This window comes from Alcanivorax sp. DP30 (assembly GCF_009882945.1).
In the GTDB taxonomy this organism is placed as follows: domain Bacteria; phylum Pseudomonadota; class Gammaproteobacteria; order Pseudomonadales; family Alcanivoracaceae; genus Alcanivorax.
Genome location: NZ_WTUY01000003.1, coordinates 75091 through 95647 on the forward strand (window position 1 = coordinate 75091; position 20557 = coordinate 95647).

The following is a 20557-nucleotide window of genomic DNA, read 5'->3' on the forward strand; positions in this document are numbered from 1 at the left end:
AGTGCCTCATTGCGAAAAAATCTTCACTGATAAGTCCCACACCTGGCCGGATACGACGGATACACCGCGATTAACGACCCTCTGACGACTCTGGTCATGTCACTCCCGGGACCATTGAGGCAGCCTGAGAATAAGGGAGAGACAGAAGACGAGAACCATGAAAACAATACCCACGTTCTGCCGAGTCTGTGAACCATCCTGCGCCCTGGTGGCCCAGGTAGAAGACGGGAAAGTACAACGCCTGCAACCGGACAAGGACCACCCGGTGACCCGGGGCTTTGCCTGCCACAAGGGCGTCAATTACCTGGCCATTCACCAGGACCCGGATCGTCTTGATGCTCCGCAGGTTCGCAAGGGCTCGCGCCAGCCCGGCGAAGGCGAATGGCAGACGCTGGACTGGGACAACGCCACCGCCGACGTGGCCGCCGCTCTCAACCGGATTCGCGAGCAACATGGTGACGACGCTGTGGCAGGCTATATTGGCAACCCCACGGCTTTCAACGCCTTGGGCAGTCAGGCCATTGGCGAATTCTTCATGAGCCTGGGCAGTCGGCGGGTGTTCAACTCCGGCACCCAGGATTGCGCCAACAAGTTTGCCGGCGGGGAAGCCGTGTTTGGTACCAGCACCCTGCACCCGTTACCGGATTTCGATCACACCGATTGCCTCCTGATTTTTGGCGAGAACCCCAAGGTCTCGCATATGAGTTTTATCTCCATTGCCGACCCCATGGCCAAAATCCGTGCGGCCTGCCAACGTGGCGCCAGCGTTTACTACATCAACCCGCGCAGGATCGAATCCGCCAGTCCCAGGACCGGCGAGGTGATCCAGATTCTTCCTGATACCGATCTTTATTTGATGGCGGCACTGCTGCATGAGATTGATGTGCTGGGGCGCTTTGATGAAGAGGTGCTTCATGAGCATGGCAAGCATGTGCGGGAACTGCGTGACTTTATCGCCCCCTACTCCGCCGATGCAGTGGCAGAGGTCGTGGGGCTGCCCGCACAACAGATTCGCGCCCTGGCCGATGAATTCAGTGGCGCAGAACGGGCCTCCGTGCACATGTCCACCGGGGTGAACATGGGTCGCCATGGCACCCTGTGCTACTGGCTGCTGCAAATGCTCAGTTTCGTCACCGGCAATCTCGACAAGAAGGGCGGCAACTTCTACAGCGAAGGTTTCTACCCTGCCGCCAAGGCCGGACGGGTGCGCAGCGACAAGGTGTTCTTCAACAGCAACTACGGCGAGATGCGTCTGATCCGTGGCGCCCTGCCCGGCAACTTGCTGCCGGACCTGATTCTTGATGACGACAATCCCATTCGCGCGCTGGTGGTGATCGCCGGCAATCCACTGCTCAGCGTCGGCGGCGAAGCTCGCTGGCGCCAGGCGCTGGAGAAACTGGAACTACTGGTGGTCATTGATCTGTTCCGCAATGCTACCGGCGAATACGCCCATTACCTGCTGCCGTCGGCGGACATGCTGGAGCGGCCAGATCTCAATATCTGTGGTTTGGGCATGCAGTACCAGCCCTATGTGCAATACACGGATGCGGTGGTGTCACCGGCAGCAGAACGCAAGGAAGAATGGTGGATTCTGTCGCGGCTGCTGCAACAGATGGGCATGCCGTCATCCCTGCTGGATCAGCCCGGTAATCCGTTTGGTCGTCTTGAACACATGATGTCGCGGCATAACCTGACTGTGGACAGCCTGAAGGCGGCCCCCTCGGGTACCGCGGTGCTCAATACCCAATCCATTGGTCGCTTCTTTGACGATTTCCTGCAGACCGATGACAAGCGGGTGGACTGTTGCCCGCCACTGTTCAGTGAATCCATGGCCCTGGCGAATCATCAGTTTACAGAGATCAAGAACGCCGCCCCGGCGTTCCGACTGATCAACCTGCGGACCAATTACATGCACAACAGCTGGTACCAGAATGTGCCGAAACTGAAACGCGGCAAACATGATCACAACCCGCTGCACATGAGCCCCGAAGATATGGCGGCACTGGGTCTGAACGATGGTGACAGCCTGACGGTAAGCAACCAGTACGGTGAAGTGAAAGCCCAGGCGCGGGCCGATGACACCCTGCGTCCAGGCGTGGTGGCCATGACCCACGGCTGGGGCAACCAGAAAACCCCCGGCATGACCGTGGCCAACCGCTACCCCGGCGTCAACATCAACGCCCTGCTGCCCAATGGCCCCGGTAGCTACGAGAAGTTGAGCAACCAGGCGTTCATGAGTGGGGTGCCGGTGGATATTCGCACCTGACGCTATAGATGAAACCGCTGCGGAAGCTTGCTTGCAGGCAAGCTCCTACGGGAAACCCGATGGGCCGTATTAGCGGTTTGAGCCCCCAGCCCAGCGGCCAGGCAGCACCCTCGCGGCCAATATACCAATGTGACACAATTCTCATAGCTCAGAGACGCACCTATTGAATTTATTGTTACCCCCTAAAAAATGGGGGATATGCAATGAGGGATTTGCGATTAACCAATTCCACATTACTGCGCCATGGGGGGATTTGGGACACAGTAATGCGTTGAGAGGAATGCCAATGGAAGCCTTGCTGGATTTCGTGGGGGAAATCTATGAAGCCGCCTACAAGCCCGATCACTGGGATCATGTGGTGGAACGCCTTTGCTGTGATTTGCTGAAGGCCAAGTCAGGGGCCTTATTGTTCGAAGACAGACAAACCAACACTCGCAGCATGATTGGTGCCTACGGTCTTCCCGCTGCTGTTCGGGCGTCATACCGATTCGGTATCGCCAAATACGACCACACCTTCCAGCTGCAACGGGAAATGCCGGTCGGTGAAGCATCACAAATCACCGATGCCGAACAGGTTCGCAAGAACCATCCCTTCTATTACCGAATGATCCTCAAACCCAACGACATTGGCTTTATTTCTGCCATCAACATCTATAACGACGACGAATGGCATGTGGGTATCGGACTACACCGCTCCTTTTCCGCACCGCCGTTTTCCAAGCAGGAGTGCAAGACGCTACAGCTACTCTATCCACACTTCAGCCGTGCTCTTCGCATCCACCGGGAATTTCATCGTCTTCGCACTCGCCAACAATCACTCCATGAAGCGCTTTCCCGCTTCATGGTGGGCCTGATTATTCTCGGCCCGGATGGCAGGGTCACCTATAAAAACCCGGTTGCTGAGCAGCTGATGACGCAGCACGCCGGGCTGACACTCCATCAGGACAGACCCAAGGCGCACTATGCCGATGAAGACCAGCGCCTACAGCGCCTGATCAAGAAACAACTACACAGCGACCCCGGCAATGTGGATAACCGCACGGAAGCGCTGGGGGTGCATCACCCGGATCGTGAAATGAACATGAATATTATTGTTACGCCCCTCGCTGGAGCCGATAGGCTTTCGGAGCAACCTGGCAGCGTTGGACTCTACCTTTCGGACCCGGATTCCGCTTTGAACCTGCCCGCCACAGCACTGCAGTCGCTATACAACATGACGCCAAAGGAAGCCAATGTGGCCATCGCGCTGTCCAATGGTTTGTCCCCCAGCCAGATCAGCGAACAGCATGGCGTCTCCATCGACACCGTTCGATCCCAGCTGAAAAGCATTTATTCCAAGATGGGGGTGAACAAGCAGCAAGACGTAATCCGGGTACTACTATCCAGCGCACAGGTGCAATAGAGCTCAGGACTCTGAGCATGCCTTCCAGATACCCGGCAAGGGGCAGAGCCTGTTGTCATCGCACAGCAAAAAAAACCGGCCACGAAGGCCGGTTTTTTTAAAGCTCAGTAGCGATTACTTCTCGAGGATCGCTACCACGCCCTGACCGCCAGCTGCACACACAGAGATCAGTGCACGGCCGGAGCCTTTTTCGTTCAGCAGCTTGGCCGCGTTGGCGATGATACGGCCACCGGTAGCAGCGAACGGGTGACCGGCTGCCAGAGAGGAGCCTTTCACGTTCAGCTTGCTGCGGTCGATGCTGCCCAGCACCTCTTTGCGACCCAGGGTTTCCTTACAGAACTTTTCGTCTTCCCACATCTTCAGGGTAGACAGTACCTGGGAGGCAAACGCTTCGTGGATTTCGTAGAAATCGAAGTCCTGCAGGGTGATGCCTGCCTTGTCCAGCATGCTCGGTACCGCATAGGCCGGGGCCATCAGCAGGCCTTCTTTCTTGCCGATAAAGTCTACAGCGGCGGCTTCACCCAGGGTCAGGTAAGCCAGCACCGGCAGACCACGTTCCTTGGCCCACTCCTCGGTGGCCAGCAGTACCGCAGAGGCACCATCAGTCAGCGGAGTGGAGTTGGCCGGGGTCATGGTGCCGTCTGGACCACCGAAGCAGGGCTTCAGGGTAGCCAGTTTTTCCAGCGTGGAATCGCCACGCATGTTGTTGTCGCGGGTCAGGCCCTTGAACGGCGTGATCAGGTCATCCTGCCAGCCATCTTCATAGGACTTGGCCAGGTTCTGGTGGGATTTCCATGCCAGCTCATCCTGCTCTTCACGGGGGATGGCCCACTCTTTGGCGGTAATGGCCTGATGATCACCCATGGCCAGGCCGGTGCGCGGCTCGCCGTTCTTGGGGATATCAGGCATCAGGGATTTCGGATTCAGCAGCTTCAGGCCCAGCTTGGCACGCTCGCCATTGGTCTTGGCACGGTTGAGCGCCATGAATACCTTGCGCGCGTCTTCGTTAACGCCCAGGGGCGCATCAGAAGTGGTGTCCACACCGCCGGCAATGGCGCAATCGATTTGACCCAGAGCAATCTTGTTGGCCACCAGAATGGCCGCTTCCAGACCGGTACCGCAGGCCTGCTGCAGATCATAGGCCGGGGTTTCCGGAGCCAGCTTGGAACCCAGCACACATTCGCGTACCAGATTGAAGTCACGGGCGTGCTTCATCACCGCACCCGCGGCCACTTCATCAATCTTTTGACCATGCAGCTTGAAACGATCGACCAGGCCATCAATGGCAGCGGTCAGCATTTCCTGGTTGCTGGTATCAATATAGGCAGTGTTGGAACGGGCAAACGGGATACGGTTACCGCCAATAATGGCAACCTTGCGTACGGCTTTACCTGCCAGCATAAGTATGTCCTCTAACAGAATCAGGGCAGCCACCTGTGGTGGCATCGGTGGCCAGCGCGACCACGGGTATTCACTACTTAGAGCGCAGTCTACTCCCCAGCGTCAATGCCTCATTGGCTCAAACGACTGTTTGAACTTGGGGGCCGGTCAATACACCGGCAACATTGCAGTGATTCAATACGCGCCAGTGTGCGACAGGGCCTGCTTTTTGGCCCTACGAAAGAAGACTGATTTTCCCACTTCTTTCGCTGGCACCCCTTTAAACCCGCTCCGGTTGGCATAAGGTTAACCGGACACATTCATCTCACGATGGCGAAGGACAGAATCATGAGCGATACCTATCAGGCGATTGCCAATTCTCCCATGGGCAAGGCGCTGTTTGGCGCAATCAATCTCCCCATTCCGGTCATTCTGGACCGCTGGCAGCCGGGTCAGGCCTCCTTTATCAAGGGCCGTGTACTGGTCGGCGCCGCCAATGGCTCCACTGGCATTGATGCCATTCTGTCCACTCTGAAAGGTGCGCCGGAAGCCCAGCTGAGCGTCCTGGCCAACACCAGCACCGCCACTGAGCTGCAGCAAAAAGCCGGCAAGGCCGGTGTGGATGCGGAGAACTACACCGCTACCCGCGAAGACGATGCCAAGTTCAAAGGTCTGGTTTTCGATGCCACCGGTATCCAGAACCCGGACGAACTGAAAGCCCTGTGGGAATTCTTCCACCCGGTGATCCGCAAGCTGGAAAAATGCGCCCGTGTTGTTGTGATCGGCCGCACCCCGGAAACCCAGTCCGGCGCTGCCCGAGTGGCCCAGCGTGCTCTGGAAGGGTTTACCCGATCCGTGGGCAAGGAAATCAAGAAGGGCGCAACTGTTCAGCTAGTCTATGTGGATGAAGGCGCTGAAGCTCAGCTGGCCTCTCCCCTGCACTTCTTCCTGTCACCCAAGTCTGCCTATGTTTCTGCACAGGTTGTGCGCGTGACCAAGTCTGGCTTCAAGGCCGCCAAGTTCGATTGGAACAAGCCCCTGGCCGGCAAGAAAGCCCTGGTCACCGGTGGTTCCCGTGGTATTGGTGCGGCCATCGCTGAAGTGCTGGCCCGTGACGGTGCTACCGTGACTGTGCTGGATATCCCGCCCATGGCTGAAGACCTGAGCAAGGTTGCTGGCCAGATTGGCGGCGACACCCTGGAGCTGGATATCACTGCACCGGAAGCACCGGACGCCATTGCCGCCAAGGGCAAGGAAATCGGTGGTTTCGACGTAATCGTCCACAATGCCGGCGTGACCCGCGACAAGATGCTCGGCAATATGCCGGAGAAATTCTGGGACATGGTGCTGGACATCAACATCGCCAGCCAGCTGCGCATCAATGAAAAATTGCTCGCCGATGGCGCCATCAACAAGGGCGGCAGCATCATCTCCATCAGCTCCATTGCCGGTATTGCCGGTAACCTGGGCCAGACCAACTATGGCGCCTCCAAGGCTGCCGTGATCGGCATGATCGACGCCTTCAAGGATGACTACGCCGAGAAAGGCATCACCATCAACGCCGTGGCTCCGGGCTTCATCGAAACCCAGATGACCGCTGCCATTCCCTTCACTATCCGTGAAGCAGGCCGTCGCATGAACGCCATGAGCCAGGGCGGTCAGCCGGTAGACGTGGCCGAAACCATCGCCTTCTTCGCCAGCCCGGCCTCCCAGGGCCTGACCGGCAACGTTGTGCGGGTGTGTGGTCAGATGCTGCTCGGGGCATAAACTCAAGCAGGCATCACGCTTCTCGCAACAGGGAAGCCTGAGCCCACCACAAAAGAGCCGCGCCGCAAGGTGCGGCTTTTTTGTGGCCGCTCCGTGGCGAAAACAATGCCCCGAGGGCACGCTCCTGCAACGGCTTCACTGGCTATGGTGTGATGCATGAGGCGTGCAGCCCCCCAAAAAAAAGACCCCGCCGGGTATCCGGCGGGGTCCTGAAATCCAACGCTCTCCCGAGATGACGTTGGGCACACTACTCTCGAATCAGGCTGCTTCCGGGGCCTTTTTCTGTTCTTCAATGGCGGCTTTTTTCGCTGCTTTGGCTTCGGCTCGCGCTTTTGCCTTGGCGGCGCCACCTGGCATGAAGTTACGCACATCCCAGTAGAAATAACGCTTGAGGACACTGTTGGCTTCCTCTTCATTCTGCCGCCAGCCATACATCTTCGGCTTTTCCTTCTCGATGGCCAAAGTGCCGAAAATCAGCCAGTCATAGATCGCCAGGGTCGAAGTCACATTCTTGGCAGAATTGGGACCACGGGAGTGGTGATGGTGGTGCTGGGTCGGAAAGGTAATGATGTGCGCCAGCGCCCACATGGTCTTGCGTACCCAGGCCCACTGGTGATTGTGAAAATACAGGTCCCAGTTCCAGTTCACATGGGTCTGGGCTGCCCACAACCCCTTGAAGGCAGTAGCAACCAGGAAAACTTCCACCAGCCCCAGATACAGACAAACCAGCTGGAACGTGTAGTTGGGCATGATGAACCACCAGGCCCAACCATTCACAAAGGTCTGGGTAACAGACAGTTGCCCCTTGTTGTCCTGACCGCCGGCCAGGTGATGGGGGCGATGACTCATCTTGTAGAACGCCTGAATCCACTGCAGCACCTTGTTGTTGGGGCGGCGGCTGTGAGCAAACAGGTGGAAAGAGCCATGCAGGAATTCTTCGATACAGAAGAAGCCAATGAGTGTCGGCCAGAAATACTCGTTTTGCAGCCAGGCAAGGGAACCGGCACTACCCGGAAACAGCCCCGTGAGCCCCACGGTGATCAGCAACAACACCAGCGGGCGCTGAATAGCGACCATCATGAAGGTGGCAAGAAACGCGACTTTCCAGTCCTGGCGAGTCTTTCGACCATCGCGGGTTCGGCCTGCAAAAACCTCCCAGATGGCGGTGACGATAATGAAAGCGGTGACCGACAAGGTCAGTAACTGGTCCATGGGTAGTCTCCCGTTTGTTGTTATGCGCCCCACCAAAGTAGACAGGCTGTACTTATTTTTCTAATCGATATTTGATATATGTAATATCCATGAAGCTGAACTTACGAAGTGTCGATCTGAATCTGCTGCCGGTGTTTGCCGCCATCATGGAAGCCGGGCAGCTGTCCCGTGCCGCCGAGCAGCTGGGCATGAGCCAGCCCGCCATCAGCGCAGCCCTGCAGCGACTGCGCCATACTTTCCGGGATGACCTTTTCGTGCGCACCCGTCAGGGCATGGAGCCAACACCCCGCGCCCGGGAGCTGCATGCCCAGCTTGCGCCGCAACTCAATGCACTCCGTGACGCCCTGGATCCTGGCAACCGATTCGACCCAGCTACCAGTGAGCGCCATTTCCGTATCATTAGCGTGGATTACTTTGAGATGGTGGTACTGCCGCCACTGCTGGCGCGAATCCGGAAACAGGCCCCCGACGTCCAGCTGGAGATCATTACATCCAGCGACACCATGACCGACGACCTGCACAAGGCCAGGGCAGACCTGGCTGTGGACGCCTTCTTGCCGGATGATGACCGCCTGCAGCGAGAGGTACTGCTGGAAGAAGAATTGGTGGTGGTAGCCCGAAAAGACCACCCGATGCTGAAAGGACGATGCAGCAAAACGCAATTTCTGAAAGCCGAGCATGTGGTGCTTCCCGACCGCAACCGCCGCCTGCCACTGGACCAGATTCTCAATGCACCCGGCTGGCAACGCCGAACGGGCGCCCGTGTCACCCAGTTTGCCAGCATGCTGGCCACCGCCGCGGGCTCCGACATGATAGCCACCGCACCCAAACGCCTGGCCAACCAGTATGCCGCAGCCCTGAACATTCAGGTGCTGCCCTTCCCGGTACCGATTCCTCCTGTGCCTATTTATCTGCTCTGGTCCCCCTCCCGGGACCAGGATCCGGCACACCAGTGGCTGCGAGACCAGCTCGTCGCCACTCTGTCGGCCTTGTAAGTGTGGAACCCGGCCTTGAATCGAAGTCCAATCATCACCACATACTGAATACACTCCTCACAGGATTGCCCATGAGTTTTGGCCGCATTTTCTTTTTTATCTTCGGTTTCGCCCTGCTGGAAGTGCTGGTGCTGGCCAAGGTGGCCGGCCTGATCGGCTGGCCAATTACTATCATCGCCACTGTGGCCACCGCTCTGCTGGGCAGCTACCTGTTCCGCAGCCAGGGGCTGGAAACCTGGGTACGTCTCAACCGGAAAATGCAGCAAGGCGAAATGCCCGGTCAGGAAATGGTGGAAGGCATCATGCTGTTGCTCGGCGGCGCCCTGCTGATCACCCCCGGCTTCATCACTGATGCGGTGGGCTTCGCGTTGCTACTGCCCACCTCCCGCCGCTTGATGGCCCGCAAGGTCATCGACAAAGGCACCCTGCAGAGTTTCACTTCTGTGCAAGGTGGCGGCTTCAGCTACACCAGCTATACCCGCACCGGTGGCAACCCTTTCCAGCAGCCCACCAAGCCAGACGATGGCCATATCACCATTGATGGCGAGTCCCGCCGGGAAGACAAATAGGAGATTCTGCAACTATGCCGTTTGCCGAAGAAGCATGCGGACTAAACCTGTGGGAACCGGAGTGCAATGAAGGTAACAGCCGAGGGCTGGCCCGAAGGATGAGCAAAGCGAATAACTTGCTTGCAAGCGATCCGAGCCTCATCCAGGGATGAGTGGCGATTTTCTAAAGGCACAACACTACAGATAGTGCGGGCTGTCTGATTTTCGAAACTCGTGACTTGAAACTCGTCTCCTCATTGCTTCCCTGTGCCATTCATCGTCACCGGTTAGGAAGCACTCGCTGTCCCTGCTAGACTTCGCCTCCCCGGCCCCGGCGGCCGGCCGATTTGCTGCGGAGGCCCCATGCCCCCCACCCTGCTCAATCCCGTTGTCTGGTCCGTGCTGCTCCTCATGGGGCTGAGCCTGGCCCGCATGAATGTGGTGCTGGCACTGCTGTGTGCGGCGCTGGTGGCCGGTCTTGGCAGTGGGCTGGACCTTTCCGGCACGCTTGCCGCATTCAGTGACGGCCTCGGCGGTGGCGCCAATATTGCCTTGAGTTATGCGTTGCTGGGTGCCTTTGCCGTTGCCATTGCCCGCTCCGGCATTACCGAATGGCTGGCAGGTCGCATTATCGTTCGCCTGGGCGGCACCCCGGCGCCCTCCCAGCTTCGCCGTATCCGCACCCTGGTGCTCAGCGTGCTGCTGGTCGCCGCGATCATGAGCCAGAACCTGGTGCCCATTCATATCGCCTTTATCCCGATTCTGGTGCCCCCCCTGCTGGAAGTGATGCACCAGTTACGCCTGGACCGACGTCTGGCCGCCTGCGTGCTAACCTTCGGCCTCATCACGCCGTACATGGTGTTGCCGGTGGGCTTTGGCAGCATTTTCCTGCACACCCAGCTGGGCCCCAGCATGGCAAAGGCCGGTCTGGCGCTGGACAAGGCCGACCTGCCCATGGCCATGCTCCTGCCCGCCGCCGGGATGGTTTTCGGTCTGTTGCTCGCGTTTATCCGCTACCGCAAACCCCGTGATTACCAGCCCGTGCACTTGCCAGGTGAAGAACAGCATGCGCCGCTTTCTGCGCGGAATGTGCTGGTGGCTGCGGTGGCGTTGATCGCTGCTCTGGTGCTTCAGCTGTACAGTGATTCCATCATCCTCGGCGCCCTGGTGGGTTTTCTGGTCTTTACTGCCGGTGGCGTGGTGCCCTGGAAAGAGTCACAGGATGCATTTACCCAGGGTGTGAAAATGATGTCGCTAATCGGCTTTATCATGATTGCGGCCAACGGCTATGCCTCCGTCGTTCAGGCAGGAGGCCAGGTACCGGTGTTGGTGGAAGCGGTCACCAGCGGTTTGCAAAGCCCGCCCCTGGCGGCGGCATTACTGTTGTTGCTGGGCCTGTTCGTGACACTGGGGATTGGCTCGTCATTTTCGACTATTCCGATTATCACTACCCTCTACGTACCACTCTGCATTGCACTGGGTTTCTCTCCGCTGGCCACCGCGGCGCTGGTGGGCAGCGCGGCCGCTCTGGGTGACGCCGGCTCCCCGGCCTCCGATTCCACCCTGGGCCCCACCGCCGGCCTCAACGCGGACGGTCAGCATGATCATATTCGCGACACAGTGATTCCCACCTTTATTCATTACAACCTGCCACTGATGGTGGCAGGCTGGCTGGCAGCGATGTGGCTTTAACGCAGCATGCGGCACGCAACGCGCTTAAAACGAAAAGCTTAAAGGCGGATTTACCACAGAGGACACAGAGCTCACTGAGGAAAACAAAGGGTTTGCTCCGTGCCTCATGCCTCTGTCCACTCTGCGCTAACAACGCAATTGACCGTCAACCATTAGCCTGCCTACGGAGTCGCTGCAAGAGTTCCCTTCCAGGGGGCGAGTCCGAGTTCAAGCGAGGGCTTATCGCCCTTGGGTCGATTCCGTGCTTCGCACGGTTCGTCCCCTGGAAGGGAACTCCTACTTGCTTGGCACAGGTGATTATTAACCTGCCAAGCAAGTAGGCTGCCCACGATCCCTACAAGACAAACCCCTTCCCGCGTTGTAGCTTGTACCTTGAGTCTTTTTCAAGGACACGCCATGGCGCGCCACAATTTTCTTGCCCGGCTGGAAGCGCTGGGCAATCGACTTCCGCATCCAACATTACTGTTTGTCTGGCTCTGCCTGTTGCTATTACCGCTCACAGCCGTGCTGCAGGGACTTGGCCTGACCACAACCCATCCGATCACTGGCAACACGGTGGCGGTTCGCTCGCTGGTGGATGGCGAAGGCCTGCGCTATCTGTTCACCTCGCTGGTGGGCAACTTTACCGGTTTCGCCCCTCTGGGCGTGGTGCTGGTGGCCATGCTCGGGTTAGGCGTAGCCGAGCAATCAGGTTTGCTCTCCGTCAGCCTCGCCGGACTGGTAAAGCGAGCCTCGGGGAAAATGCTGGTGATCACGGTGGCCTTTGCCGGGGTGCTCTCCAGCCTCACGGTGGATGCCGGTTATGTGGTGCTAATTCCCTTGGCAGGGCTGGTCTTCCAGCTGGCGGGGCGCTCACCGCTGGCGGGCATCGCCACCGCCTTTGCGGCGGTCTCCGGGGGCTTCAGTGCCAACCTGCTGGTCGGGCCGGTGGATGCCACCCTGGCCGGACTGACCACCGAAGCCGTGGCCCTGGTGGATCCCTCCCGCACCGTGGAAGCCACGGGCAACTACTGGTTCATCATCGCCTCAACCTTTGTGGTAACTGGCCTGGTGAGCATGGTCACCTTGCGACTGACCGAACCTCGACTGGCACACCAGGGAAACAACGTACCGGTAAGCGTTGAGGCTCCGATGAGCGACCCACGCGCTTTACGCTGGACCCTGACCGCCCTTGCCGTTCTGCTCCTCGCCATTGCCTTGCTGGTGGTGCCTGCCCAGGCCCCCCTGCGCCATCCGGATACCGGCAGCGTACTGGGTTCGCCGTTTATTCATGGGCTGGTGGTGATCGTGGCGTTAATCGCCGGAGTGTGCGGCGCCGTCTATGGACGGGTCAGCGGTCAGTTCCGAAGCAGCGGCGATATCATTACGGCCATGGAAACCACCATGGCCTCCATGGCCGGCTATCTGGTGCTGATGTTTTTTGCCGCCCAGTTTGTCGCCTGGTTCAACCACAGCCAGCTTGGCCTGGTACTGGCGGTAGAAGGTGCGGCCTGGTTAGGCAGCCTCGCCATTCCCAAGGTTGCCTTGCTGCTGTTGTTTGTCCTGCTGGCAGCCGCCATCAATCTGATGATAGGCAGCGCCTCGGCCAAGTGGTCCATCCTGGCACCTATCTTCGTGCCCATGCTGATGCTCATCGGCATCGACCCGGAAGCTACCCAGGCCGCCTATCGGGTGGGCGATTCCAGTACCAACATCATCACCCCGCTGATGCCCTACTTCGTACTGGTGCTAGGCTTCGCCCGCCGCTACCAGCCAGACACCGGCATCGGCACCCTCATGGCCATGATGCTGCCTTACAGTCTCACGCTGTTATTGGGATGGTCGGTGTTGCTGGGGGTGTGGATCGGGTTTGGATGGCCGTTGGGGCCTTAAAGACAGCTGCGAGCTGCTAGCTACGAGCTGCGAGGAAAAGATAAACCCATCGTCGGATTCGGGTATTTATCCCACAGCCTGAATTCCTGACAATAAAAAACGCGCCATTCGGCGCGTTTTTTACTCGCAGCTCGTAGCTAGTAGCTCACAGCTGCTTTTAGTTAATCAACCGAATCGTCAGCGGGTAACGATAGGCAATCCCGTCGTTGGCTTTCAGCCCGGCGATGATGGTCACCACCAGCCAGAAAATGCCGAGGATCGGCAGCAGGATAGCGCCGATCACTACGAAGGTGAGCAGGAAACAGACGAAGAAGGCAATCAACATGGTGATGTTGAAGTTCACCGCTTCCTTGCCCTGGTCATCTACAAAGCTGCTTTCATCTTTCTTGACGACCCACATGATCAGGGGACCGATCAGGTTGCCAAAAGGAACGATGAAACCGATTAATGCAAGCAAATGGCAGGCCATGGCCTGCCCCCGTTCTTCCTTGCTCGGTGCTGCTTGCTGCTCTGCGCCGCCTTGAGTTTGTTCAGTATCTGTCATGGTGTGCTTTCCCTGTTTGATAACAACGTCCGATTATAGACTTCTCTGTACAATATTTACTGCCGTACAGTTCTCCGATTGGGCAGCGCCTGTTCGCTGTTGGAGCGAAACGGGTTGATATCGATACCTCCACGACGGGTGAAGCGTCCATACACCGTTAAATGGCGAGGCGAGCACTGGGCCATAAGATCTACAAACATCTGCTCAATGATCTGCTCATGGAAACCCTGATGATTTCGCAGGGACACCACATAACGTAGAAAGCTGGCCGGGCTGATGGCACGTCCAGTGTAACGCACCACCACCGTGGCCCAGTCAGGCTGATTGGTTACCGGGCAATGACTGCGCAGCAGATGGGAATACAACTGGCCGGTCTGCTCTGGGCCCTGGTCACACAACAGAAGATCAGGATTGTAATCGTAGTGTTCAAAGTTCAGGTCAATGGTGTCGACACATTGCCCCTTGTCTTCCCAGAGAGGCAGCCGGGCAGCATCTTCAAGAGAGAACAGCAGCACCTCAATATTGCCACCAACCGTCTGTCCCACATCTTTTTCGATGGCCGCTCTTACCTCATCACGGTTGGCAAACCGTGTGTTGGCAAACGAATTGAGATACAGCTTGAGAGATTTTGATTCGACAATATTCGGCGTGGTACAGGGAATACGTAGTTCGCACATGGCCACTACCGGCTTGCCCTTCTCCGTAAGCCAGGACAGCTCATAAGCATTCCAGATATCCGTGCCGTGGAAAGGCAACGCAGTGTCTTCCAGCTCCAGTGACTCACGGGCGTCCCAGCGCGGCACCGGACACAGCAGGGCCGGGGTGTACTCATCCACATAATCGCTGGAGCGTCCCAACGGGGTATCTTTCAAGTAACTCATACTCTCTCTCCCGGGCCTGTATCCCTTGCCTCAATAAATCCCTTTCATGACTTTCCATGATAGTTAATGTCGGATGCCGGTACCACGTCGCAGCATCCACAACGCGATCACAAAAAACACCGCCACAAAGCCGGCAATGGTGGCCAGCGAGGCATACACATTCACGTCGCTGACACCCAGTACGCCATATCGGAAGGCATTTACCATGTACACGATGGGATTGGCCAGGCTCACCGTGCGCCAGAACTCCGGCAACATATCAATGGAATAAAACACCCCGCCCAGATAGGTCAGCGGTGTCAGCACGAAGGTCGGCACAATCGAAATATCATCAAACTTCTTGGCAAGAATGGCATTGATAAAGCCACCAATGGAAAACAGCGCCGCCGTCAGCACCACCACAACTACCGTCACCATCACATGCTGCAAGGATAGATGGGTGAAGAAAAGACTCAGCATACTGACGATCAGCCCCACCAACATGCCACGCACCATCCCCCCCACAACAAAACCACCGAGGATAATCCAGGAAGGCATGGGAGAGACCAGCATTTCCTCGATGGAATGCTGGAACTTGGTGGAGAAAAAAGAACTGACCACGTTACCGTAGCTGTTCTGGATCACGCTCATCATGATCAGGCCCGGCACGATGTACTGCATGTAATCGAAGCCGCCCATTTCCCCTACCCGGCTACCAATAAGGTTGCCGAAAATCACGAAATACAGCGTCATGGTGATGGCCGGCGGCAGCAATGTCTGCGGCCAGATGCGGGTGAAGCGACGGATTTCCTTGGTCACGATGGTCAGGAACGCGACCCATTGCTCGCGAGGGCTCATGCAGATACCTCCCCTGCAAGATTCTTCTCTACCAGACGCACGAACAATTCTTCCAGCCGGTTCGCCTTGTTACGCATACTCATCACTTCAAATTGCTGATCCGCCAACGCCACAAACAGCGTATTGAGGCTCTGCGTCTTGGGCACCGCCACTTCCAGGGTCTGGGAATCCTTCAACAACACCTCAAAGCCATCCAGGACGGGAGCGGACTCAACCGGCCTGGCCAGATCGAGAATAAACGTTTCCACCTGCAGCTTTTCCAGCAAGGCACGCATGCTGGTGTTTTCCACAATAGTGCCGTGATCAATGATAGCGATATTGCGGCACAGGGATTCGGCTTCTTCCAGATAGTGGGTGGTCAGAATGATCGTCTTCCCCTCCTGGTTGATGCGGGTAAGGAAATCCCACATGGAACGGCGCAGCTCGATATCCACCCCGGCGGTGGGCTCGTCCAGAATCAGCAGATCCGGCTCATGCACCAGTGCACGGGCAATCATCAGTCGTCGCTTCATGCCACCGGACAAGGTGCGAGACTGCATGTCGCGCTTTTCCCACAAGCCCAGTTGACGGAGATACTTCTCCGCCCGCTCTCGTGCCAAGGGTGCCGGGATACCGTAAAAACCCGCCTGGGTCACCACGATATCGAACACCTTTTCAAACTGGTTAAAGTTGAACTCCTGCGGCACCACGCCAATTTTTTTCTTGGCCAGTGAGCGCTCGGCATCCAGAGAATGGCCAAAGATACTGACCTCCCCCCCGGTTTTGTTTACCAGCGAACTGATCACGCCAATGGTGGTGGATTTGCCTGCCCCATTAGGGCCCAGCAGGGCAAAGAAATCCCCCTGCTTCACCTCAAGATCAATGCCCTTGAGCGCCTCAACGCCATTGGCATAAGTCTTGGTGAGATTACGAATCGTCAGCGCTGACAAGATTCACCTCGAATTTGGATGACTAAAAAGAAAAGCAGACAGGCTTACAGAGCACAGTGGCCATGGTCGCCGCGCCAGATCCAGTGCATCCGGCCAGATGAAAACCATACCCACAGCCCCTCCATCATCCACGGCCAGTCCTCTTCGGTAATCTGTCGGCGGCCATGTAGCTCGGCCACCAGCACCGCAAGAATAGTGTCGTGGGTAACATGAACATTGAGATGTCCTGGGCTGGGTTCCCGCTCCTGAAGATAGGTGGCCAGTTTGGCGCGCCCTTCGGCGGGTGAAAGCATGCCCTCAAACGGCTCCTGGAGATGCTGATTGAGGAACCTGAATGCCCCAAGTTTGAAGAAGGTGGGGCCGATTTCGTTGATATCAACCACATAACACCCCGGCTCCACCAGAGTCGTGTCGACCTCAATATCCTCCGGGGTCTCAACCATCAGACCGGCTTTCACCGCGCCCTCAGCCATGGCCTTGGCAGTGTTTACGCAACGGCCCACCGGGCTGGAATAAAACGCCTCCACCGGGCGATTCAATTTAGCGCCCCAATCCCGCGCCATCTCCACCCCTTCCGGAGTCAGCGGCAGGCGGTAATCCGCAAACCCATTCTTGGCCAGCTCCCGCACAGAATGGCGGGTGAGCAGATGGACAGGCTTGTCCTTCGGCAGGAGATTGAGGGCTTCCAGTAATCGCGGGTGCAGGCGGGCCATAGTCGTATCACTTCTGGTCAGCCCTCAGTGTAGGCAGCTATGGACGGAATGCCAATGGTGGAAAGGAATGGATGGAGAGGAACGAGCAGCGAGTGACGAGTTGCGAAAATCGTTGGAGAGAGCAGCCTGTTGTATCTTGCTCCAAAACAGGCCCGACAGCACAAAGAACAGGGGGGCACAGAGCAACCCCACACTGTTTTTCCTCAGTGACCTCCGTGATCTCTGTGGTAAACCAGCCTTTAGGGTTTTGAATTCTGCCGTGAAGCCGCCACTGCGCGGCCATAAAAAAAGGGACCCGATTGGGTCCCTTCTTTATTTGGAGCGGGAAACGAGATTCGAACTCGCGACCCCGACCTTGGCAAGGTCGTGCTCTACCAACTGAGCTATTCCCGCTTGTCTTGCTGCCAGCTTACGCTAACGAATAAGTGGCGTCCCCTAGGGGAGTCGAACCCCTGTTACCGCCGTGAAAGGGCGGTGTCCTGGGCCACTAGACGAAGGGGACCCGGGCTTGACGTGGTACGTCAAAGCGGCGCGTAGAATAGGTATCTGAGCACCCTTCGTCAAGGAAAAATTTTGTCCTGACTCACCATTGACCCAAAAAAGTCACGCTGCTCTGATAAACAACAGCAGAAACATGCAAACCGCTTAAAAAACATTCAGTTATCGGGAGAGACCATGACCATCAAACTGTACGGCGCCGCCCTGTCGCCCTTTGTCCGCAAGACCCGTGTTGCACTGGCCCTGAAGGGTATTGAATACGAATCCGTACATGTGGATCCCACCAGTCTTCCCGAAGGCTACGAAAAGATCAGCCCCATGAAGCGGATCCCGGCACTGGAAGTGGATGGACAGTTCCTGGCGGATTCCGCCGCCATCTGTGCCTGGGCGGAGAAGATCAACCCTGAGCCAGCACTCTACCCCACCGATGCCATGGAACTGGGCCGTACCGTCTGGTTCGAGCGTTTTGTGGATTACGACCTGGCCATGCGCTGCACTTTCGCCGTGTTCCGCAACCGGGTAGTCATGCGCTTGATCGGCAAGGAGTGTGATGAGGAAAAGGTCCAGCACGCCCTGGAAACCACCATCCCCCCCCTGTTTGAGTACCTGGACGGCGAGCTGAAAGGCCGTGAATTCCTGGTCGGCGACAGCATGACCATCGCCGATATTGCCCTGGCCAGCCAGCTGGTCAATTTCCGCCATGGTGGTGAATCCGTGGATGCAGGCAAATACCCCCACCTGGCCGCGCATGTTCAGCACATGCATGCCCTGGAACCTTTCGCCAAGACCATCGAGAAGGAATCCGGGTTTGTGCAGAAAGTGCTGGGAAATCAATGAATAATTAATAATTAATAGTTAATAACGACGCGTTAGGGCACTTGTTTGCCTGAAACGCAAGAGGCCGCACCCATCGCATGGGCGCGGCCTCTTGCATTTGGCCTGCTGACACCTATACCGCGCAGCTATTAACTATTAATTATTCACTATTAACTCTCACCAGTGCCGCCCGCCCATTCGGCGCCACCTTTATCACTGCGACCGCGCCGTCACGCAGTTCCTTCTCCAGCGCCAGCGCTTTCTCTTTCGGTGCAAACAGGGCTTCAATACCAAAGAGGGCCCGGCGAGTATCTGCCCAGCGTGGGCCGGTCACCCGACCTCGCAGGTACAAGCCCTGTTCCGGCGGCTCGTGAAGCGCCTCCCCTGTGACCCACAGATCCCCCTCCTCAATCAGGGGCAGAAAAACCGGCTCTCCAGGCCTGAAATCAGCGCTATCGAGCGTCGTGAAGTCATAACCCAGCCGAGCATAGTTGCCCCTGAAAAGATCACGGGGATCCACTGGCCGGGTCTCCAGCCGCACTTCCTGACCCAGCCAGAGGGGATAAAATCCTTTCACGAATACCCCCGTCATGATTACCAGCTGCAGAATCACCGCAGCAATCAGAGCGGGTTTTAGCCATTGGTTACTCATGGCTCTGCTCCCCCTGCTGACGGTCACGCCAGTAACGGGCGGCACCAAACAGTATCGCCGCGGCAATCAGGAACATCACCGCGCCTCCCACATAGTCACCCACCAGATCCACATAGCGGATCATGGCCAGGATCAGCAGCAAACCCACACCACTGTAGAAAAACTGACTCAACCCCTTTTCCAGACCCTGCTGAATCAGCACGATGGCCGAGCCCAGCACCAGCAAATTCACCATCAATGCCATGGGCAAAGCCAGTGCCTCGGCATCTGTGCCATGGAACAGCAGCAACAACAAGGGCGCGATCATCACCAAACCGCGGGAAAGGGGATGGGCGTCGTTATGGCGCACCGCCAGCACCGCGGCCGGCACGGATGCCAGCAACCCACCCCACAACCCTGGATCCGCCAGGCCTGTCAGCTCATCCAGATAGGCTTCACAAAGCTCGACCAAGGTGAAAGGCACCAGCATTACCAGGTAGCCGCGCAGGGACCAAAGCGACAACAGCGTGCCAGCCCGTCGCAGATATGGCGAAGACGATGGCGCCAACCGATGACTGGCCATGAACAGCAAGGCCAGCAGCCCCATATTAAGGCTGATCATGCCGCCCTCGATTTCCGGGTGATACGGGTAGCCATACCACCAGCCCAAGAGTAGATTCAGCCAGCTCACCGCCAGCCCTACCGTCACCACCATCAGGCCAGCCGACGCCGCCTGGTAAGCCACCGCCAGCGCCGCTGCAAGAAACAGCACCATCTCCAAAGGCGGTGAAAACTTGCCCTCACTGAGCATCCACAGCGTGGCAATGGCCAGCATCAGCATGGCCAATACCCGACTACGCACCAGCCAGGCCACAGGTACAATGCCCAGCGCCCAGTAAAACAACCCATCGGGGAAATGTTCACCAAGGTGGTAGATCTGTGCGATCAACATAATCGAGGCACCGTAGCTGATGCTGCCGACAAACAGCCAGCCCAGTCCGGCTTCGCGCTTGAGATATTGATGCACCCCAATGCCATTGAGTGCCAGAGTGATGCCAATCAGGCCCAGCATGCGCAGGGCTCGGGGAATGTCCTCCCAGTTGGCAGACACCAGCAACAGCAATGCCATACCCACAAATAACAACGCAATCCCCACCAGCACCTTGTAGGCCAGTGAACCGTCGCTGCCATCCTCCAGGCTGGTCCCGTAGCGGGCCAGAATGCGATTTCCCTGCTCTGCACTGATATCCCCGTCTGCCACCCATTCACGGCATTCGGTCCGCAGCTCACGGCGCAGTAATCCGAGAAGTTGCATACACCTTTCCTGTATTTTTTCTTGATAGAAACGCAGCGGGAGCAGAAAGGCAACGGCGGGTTGTTACGGGGAATGAAATGCGGTGTTTAATAGACACGCATCACGCTGCACTCAATACGCGCCTGACCAGGATATGACCGCTTGTTGAAATGGCAGGAGTTCCCTTCCAGGGGACGAACCTCGCGAAGCGAGGCGACCGAAGAGAGTTTATCGATGCGGCTCTGGAATCTCTTCCTCGCTTAGGCCCGGATCGCTTGCA

The 20557-nt window shown here is 57.4% G+C and carries 17 protein-coding genes and 2 tRNA genes; 8 read left to right on the forward strand and 11 right to left on the reverse strand.

Features of this window, described 5'->3' with window-relative positions:
* Nucleotides 1-157 precede the first annotated feature (157 nt).
* Both GQF00_RS04790 and GQF00_RS04795 read left to right on the forward strand, forming a co-directional pair.
* Nucleotides 158-2266, forward strand: a complete 2109-nt coding sequence (locus GQF00_RS04790) for a molybdopterin-dependent oxidoreductase (protein ID WP_161318031.1) — start codon at nucleotides 158-160, stop codon at nucleotides 2264-2266.
* 286 nt (nucleotides 2267-2552) lie between these two features.
* The gene (locus GQF00_RS04795) at nucleotides 2553-3668 is read left to right on the forward strand and encodes a helix-turn-helix transcriptional regulator (protein ID WP_161318032.1); all 1116 of its coding nucleotides are present in this window, start codon (nucleotides 2553-2555) and stop codon (nucleotides 3666-3668) included.
* 114 nt (nucleotides 3669-3782) lie between these two features.
* On the opposite strand, the gene GQF00_RS04800 is transcribed toward GQF00_RS04795, so the two are convergent.
* Nucleotides 3783-5069, reverse strand: a complete 1287-nt coding sequence (locus GQF00_RS04800; RefSeq protein WP_161318033.1) for an acetyl-CoA C-acetyltransferase — start codon at nucleotides 5067-5069, stop codon at nucleotides 3783-3785.
* A 327-nt stretch (nucleotides 5070-5396) separates the two neighbouring features.
* Between GQF00_RS04800 and GQF00_RS04805 the strand changes: the two genes are divergently transcribed.
* Nucleotides 5397-6815, forward strand: coding sequence for a 3-oxoacyl-ACP reductase (locus GQF00_RS04805; RefSeq protein ID WP_161318034.1), 1419 nt, complete (start codon nucleotides 5397-5399; stop codon nucleotides 6813-6815).
* A 258-nt stretch (nucleotides 6816-7073) separates the two neighbouring features.
* Here GQF00_RS04805 and GQF00_RS04810 read toward each other — a convergent pair whose 3' ends face one another.
* Nucleotides 7074-8027 (reverse strand): sterol desaturase family protein, encoded by a 954-nt coding sequence (locus GQF00_RS04810; protein WP_161318035.1) that lies wholly within the window; start codon nucleotides 8025-8027, stop codon nucleotides 7074-7076.
* An 89-nt stretch (nucleotides 8028-8116) separates the two neighbouring features.
* Here GQF00_RS04810 and GQF00_RS04815 point away from each other — a divergent pair, with 89 nt between their 5' ends.
* The 4 genes from GQF00_RS04815 to GQF00_RS04830 all read left to right on the forward strand — a co-directional run bounded on the left by GQF00_RS04815 (nucleotide 8117) and on the right by GQF00_RS04830 (nucleotide 13134).
* Nucleotides 8117-9022, forward strand: a complete 906-nt coding sequence (locus tag GQF00_RS04815) for a LysR substrate-binding domain-containing protein (protein WP_161318036.1) — start codon at nucleotides 8117-8119, stop codon at nucleotides 9020-9022.
* Between the two features lie 71 nt (nucleotides 9023-9093).
* Nucleotides 9094-9591: an FxsA family protein gene (locus tag GQF00_RS04820; RefSeq protein ID WP_161318037.1), complete on the forward strand. Its 498-nt coding sequence runs from the start codon at nucleotides 9094-9096 to the stop codon at nucleotides 9589-9591.
* Nucleotides 9592-9933: 342 nt separating this feature from the next.
* A complete protein-coding gene (locus GQF00_RS04825) occupies nucleotides 9934-11262 on the forward strand; it encodes a Na+/H+ antiporter family protein (RefSeq protein WP_161318038.1) in 1329 nt (442 codons plus the stop codon).
* A gap of 396 nt (nucleotides 11263-11658) precedes the next feature.
* Entirely contained in the window at nucleotides 11659-13134 is a 1476-nt protein-coding gene (locus GQF00_RS04830) for an AbgT family transporter (RefSeq protein WP_161318039.1), read from the forward strand.
* 157 nt (nucleotides 13135-13291) lie between these two features.
* Here the strand turns inward: GQF00_RS04830 and GQF00_RS04835 are convergent, their stop codons facing one another.
* The 7 genes from GQF00_RS04835 to GQF00_RS04865 form a co-directional block, all read right to left on the reverse strand.
* A complete protein-coding gene (locus GQF00_RS04835; protein ID WP_161318040.1) occupies nucleotides 13292-13678 on the reverse strand; it encodes a DUF4870 domain-containing protein in 387 nt (128 codons plus the stop codon).
* A 56-nt stretch (nucleotides 13679-13734) separates the two neighbouring features.
* Complete coding sequence (gene queF / locus GQF00_RS04840; protein ID WP_161318041.1) at nucleotides 13735-14559, reverse strand: NADPH-dependent 7-cyano-7-deazaguanine reductase QueF; 825 nt, start codon at nucleotides 14557-14559, stop codon at nucleotides 13735-13737.
* 63 nt (nucleotides 14560-14622) lie between these two features.
* The gene (locus tag GQF00_RS04845) at nucleotides 14623-15396 is read right to left on the reverse strand and encodes an ABC transporter permease (protein ID WP_161318042.1); all 774 of its coding nucleotides are present in this window, start codon (nucleotides 15394-15396) and stop codon (nucleotides 14623-14625) included.
* Nucleotides 15393-16325 carry an ABC transporter ATP-binding protein gene (locus GQF00_RS04850; RefSeq protein WP_202560388.1) on the reverse strand — a complete coding sequence of 311 codons (933 nt, stop codon included), beginning with the start codon at nucleotides 16323-16325 and terminating at the stop codon, nucleotides 15393-15395. Before GQF00_RS04850 ends, GQF00_RS04845 begins: the two co-directional genes overlap by 4 nt.
* A 44-nt stretch (nucleotides 16326-16369) precedes the next feature.
* Entirely contained in the window at nucleotides 16370-17038 is a 669-nt protein-coding gene (locus GQF00_RS04855) for a histidine phosphatase family protein (RefSeq protein ID WP_161318043.1), read from the reverse strand.
* Between the two features lie 317 nt (nucleotides 17039-17355).
* Nucleotides 17356-17431: transfer RNA gene (locus GQF00_RS04860), tRNA-Gly, on the reverse strand.
* A gap of 33 nt (nucleotides 17432-17464) precedes the next feature.
* Nucleotides 17465-17540: transfer RNA gene (locus GQF00_RS04865), tRNA-Glu, on the reverse strand.
* A 173-nt stretch (nucleotides 17541-17713) separates the two neighbouring features.
* On the opposite strand from GQF00_RS04865, the gene GQF00_RS04870 reads away from it, so the two are divergent.
* The gene (locus GQF00_RS04870; RefSeq protein ID WP_161318044.1) at nucleotides 17714-18373 is read left to right on the forward strand and encodes a glutathione S-transferase family protein; all 660 of its coding nucleotides are present in this window, start codon (nucleotides 17714-17716) and stop codon (nucleotides 18371-18373) included.
* 139 nt (nucleotides 18374-18512) lie between these two features.
* Here GQF00_RS04870 and GQF00_RS04875 read toward each other — a convergent pair whose 3' ends face one another.
* Nucleotides 18513-19004, reverse strand: a complete 492-nt coding sequence (locus GQF00_RS04875) for a GDYXXLXY domain-containing protein (protein ID WP_161318045.1) — start codon at nucleotides 19002-19004, stop codon at nucleotides 18513-18515.
* Nucleotides 18997-20298 (reverse strand): DUF2157 domain-containing protein, encoded by a 1302-nt coding sequence (locus GQF00_RS04880; RefSeq protein ID WP_161318046.1) that lies wholly within the window; start codon nucleotides 20296-20298, stop codon nucleotides 18997-18999. Before GQF00_RS04880 ends, GQF00_RS04875 begins: the two co-directional genes overlap by 8 nt.
* Between the last annotated feature and the right edge of the window lie 259 nt (nucleotides 20299-20557).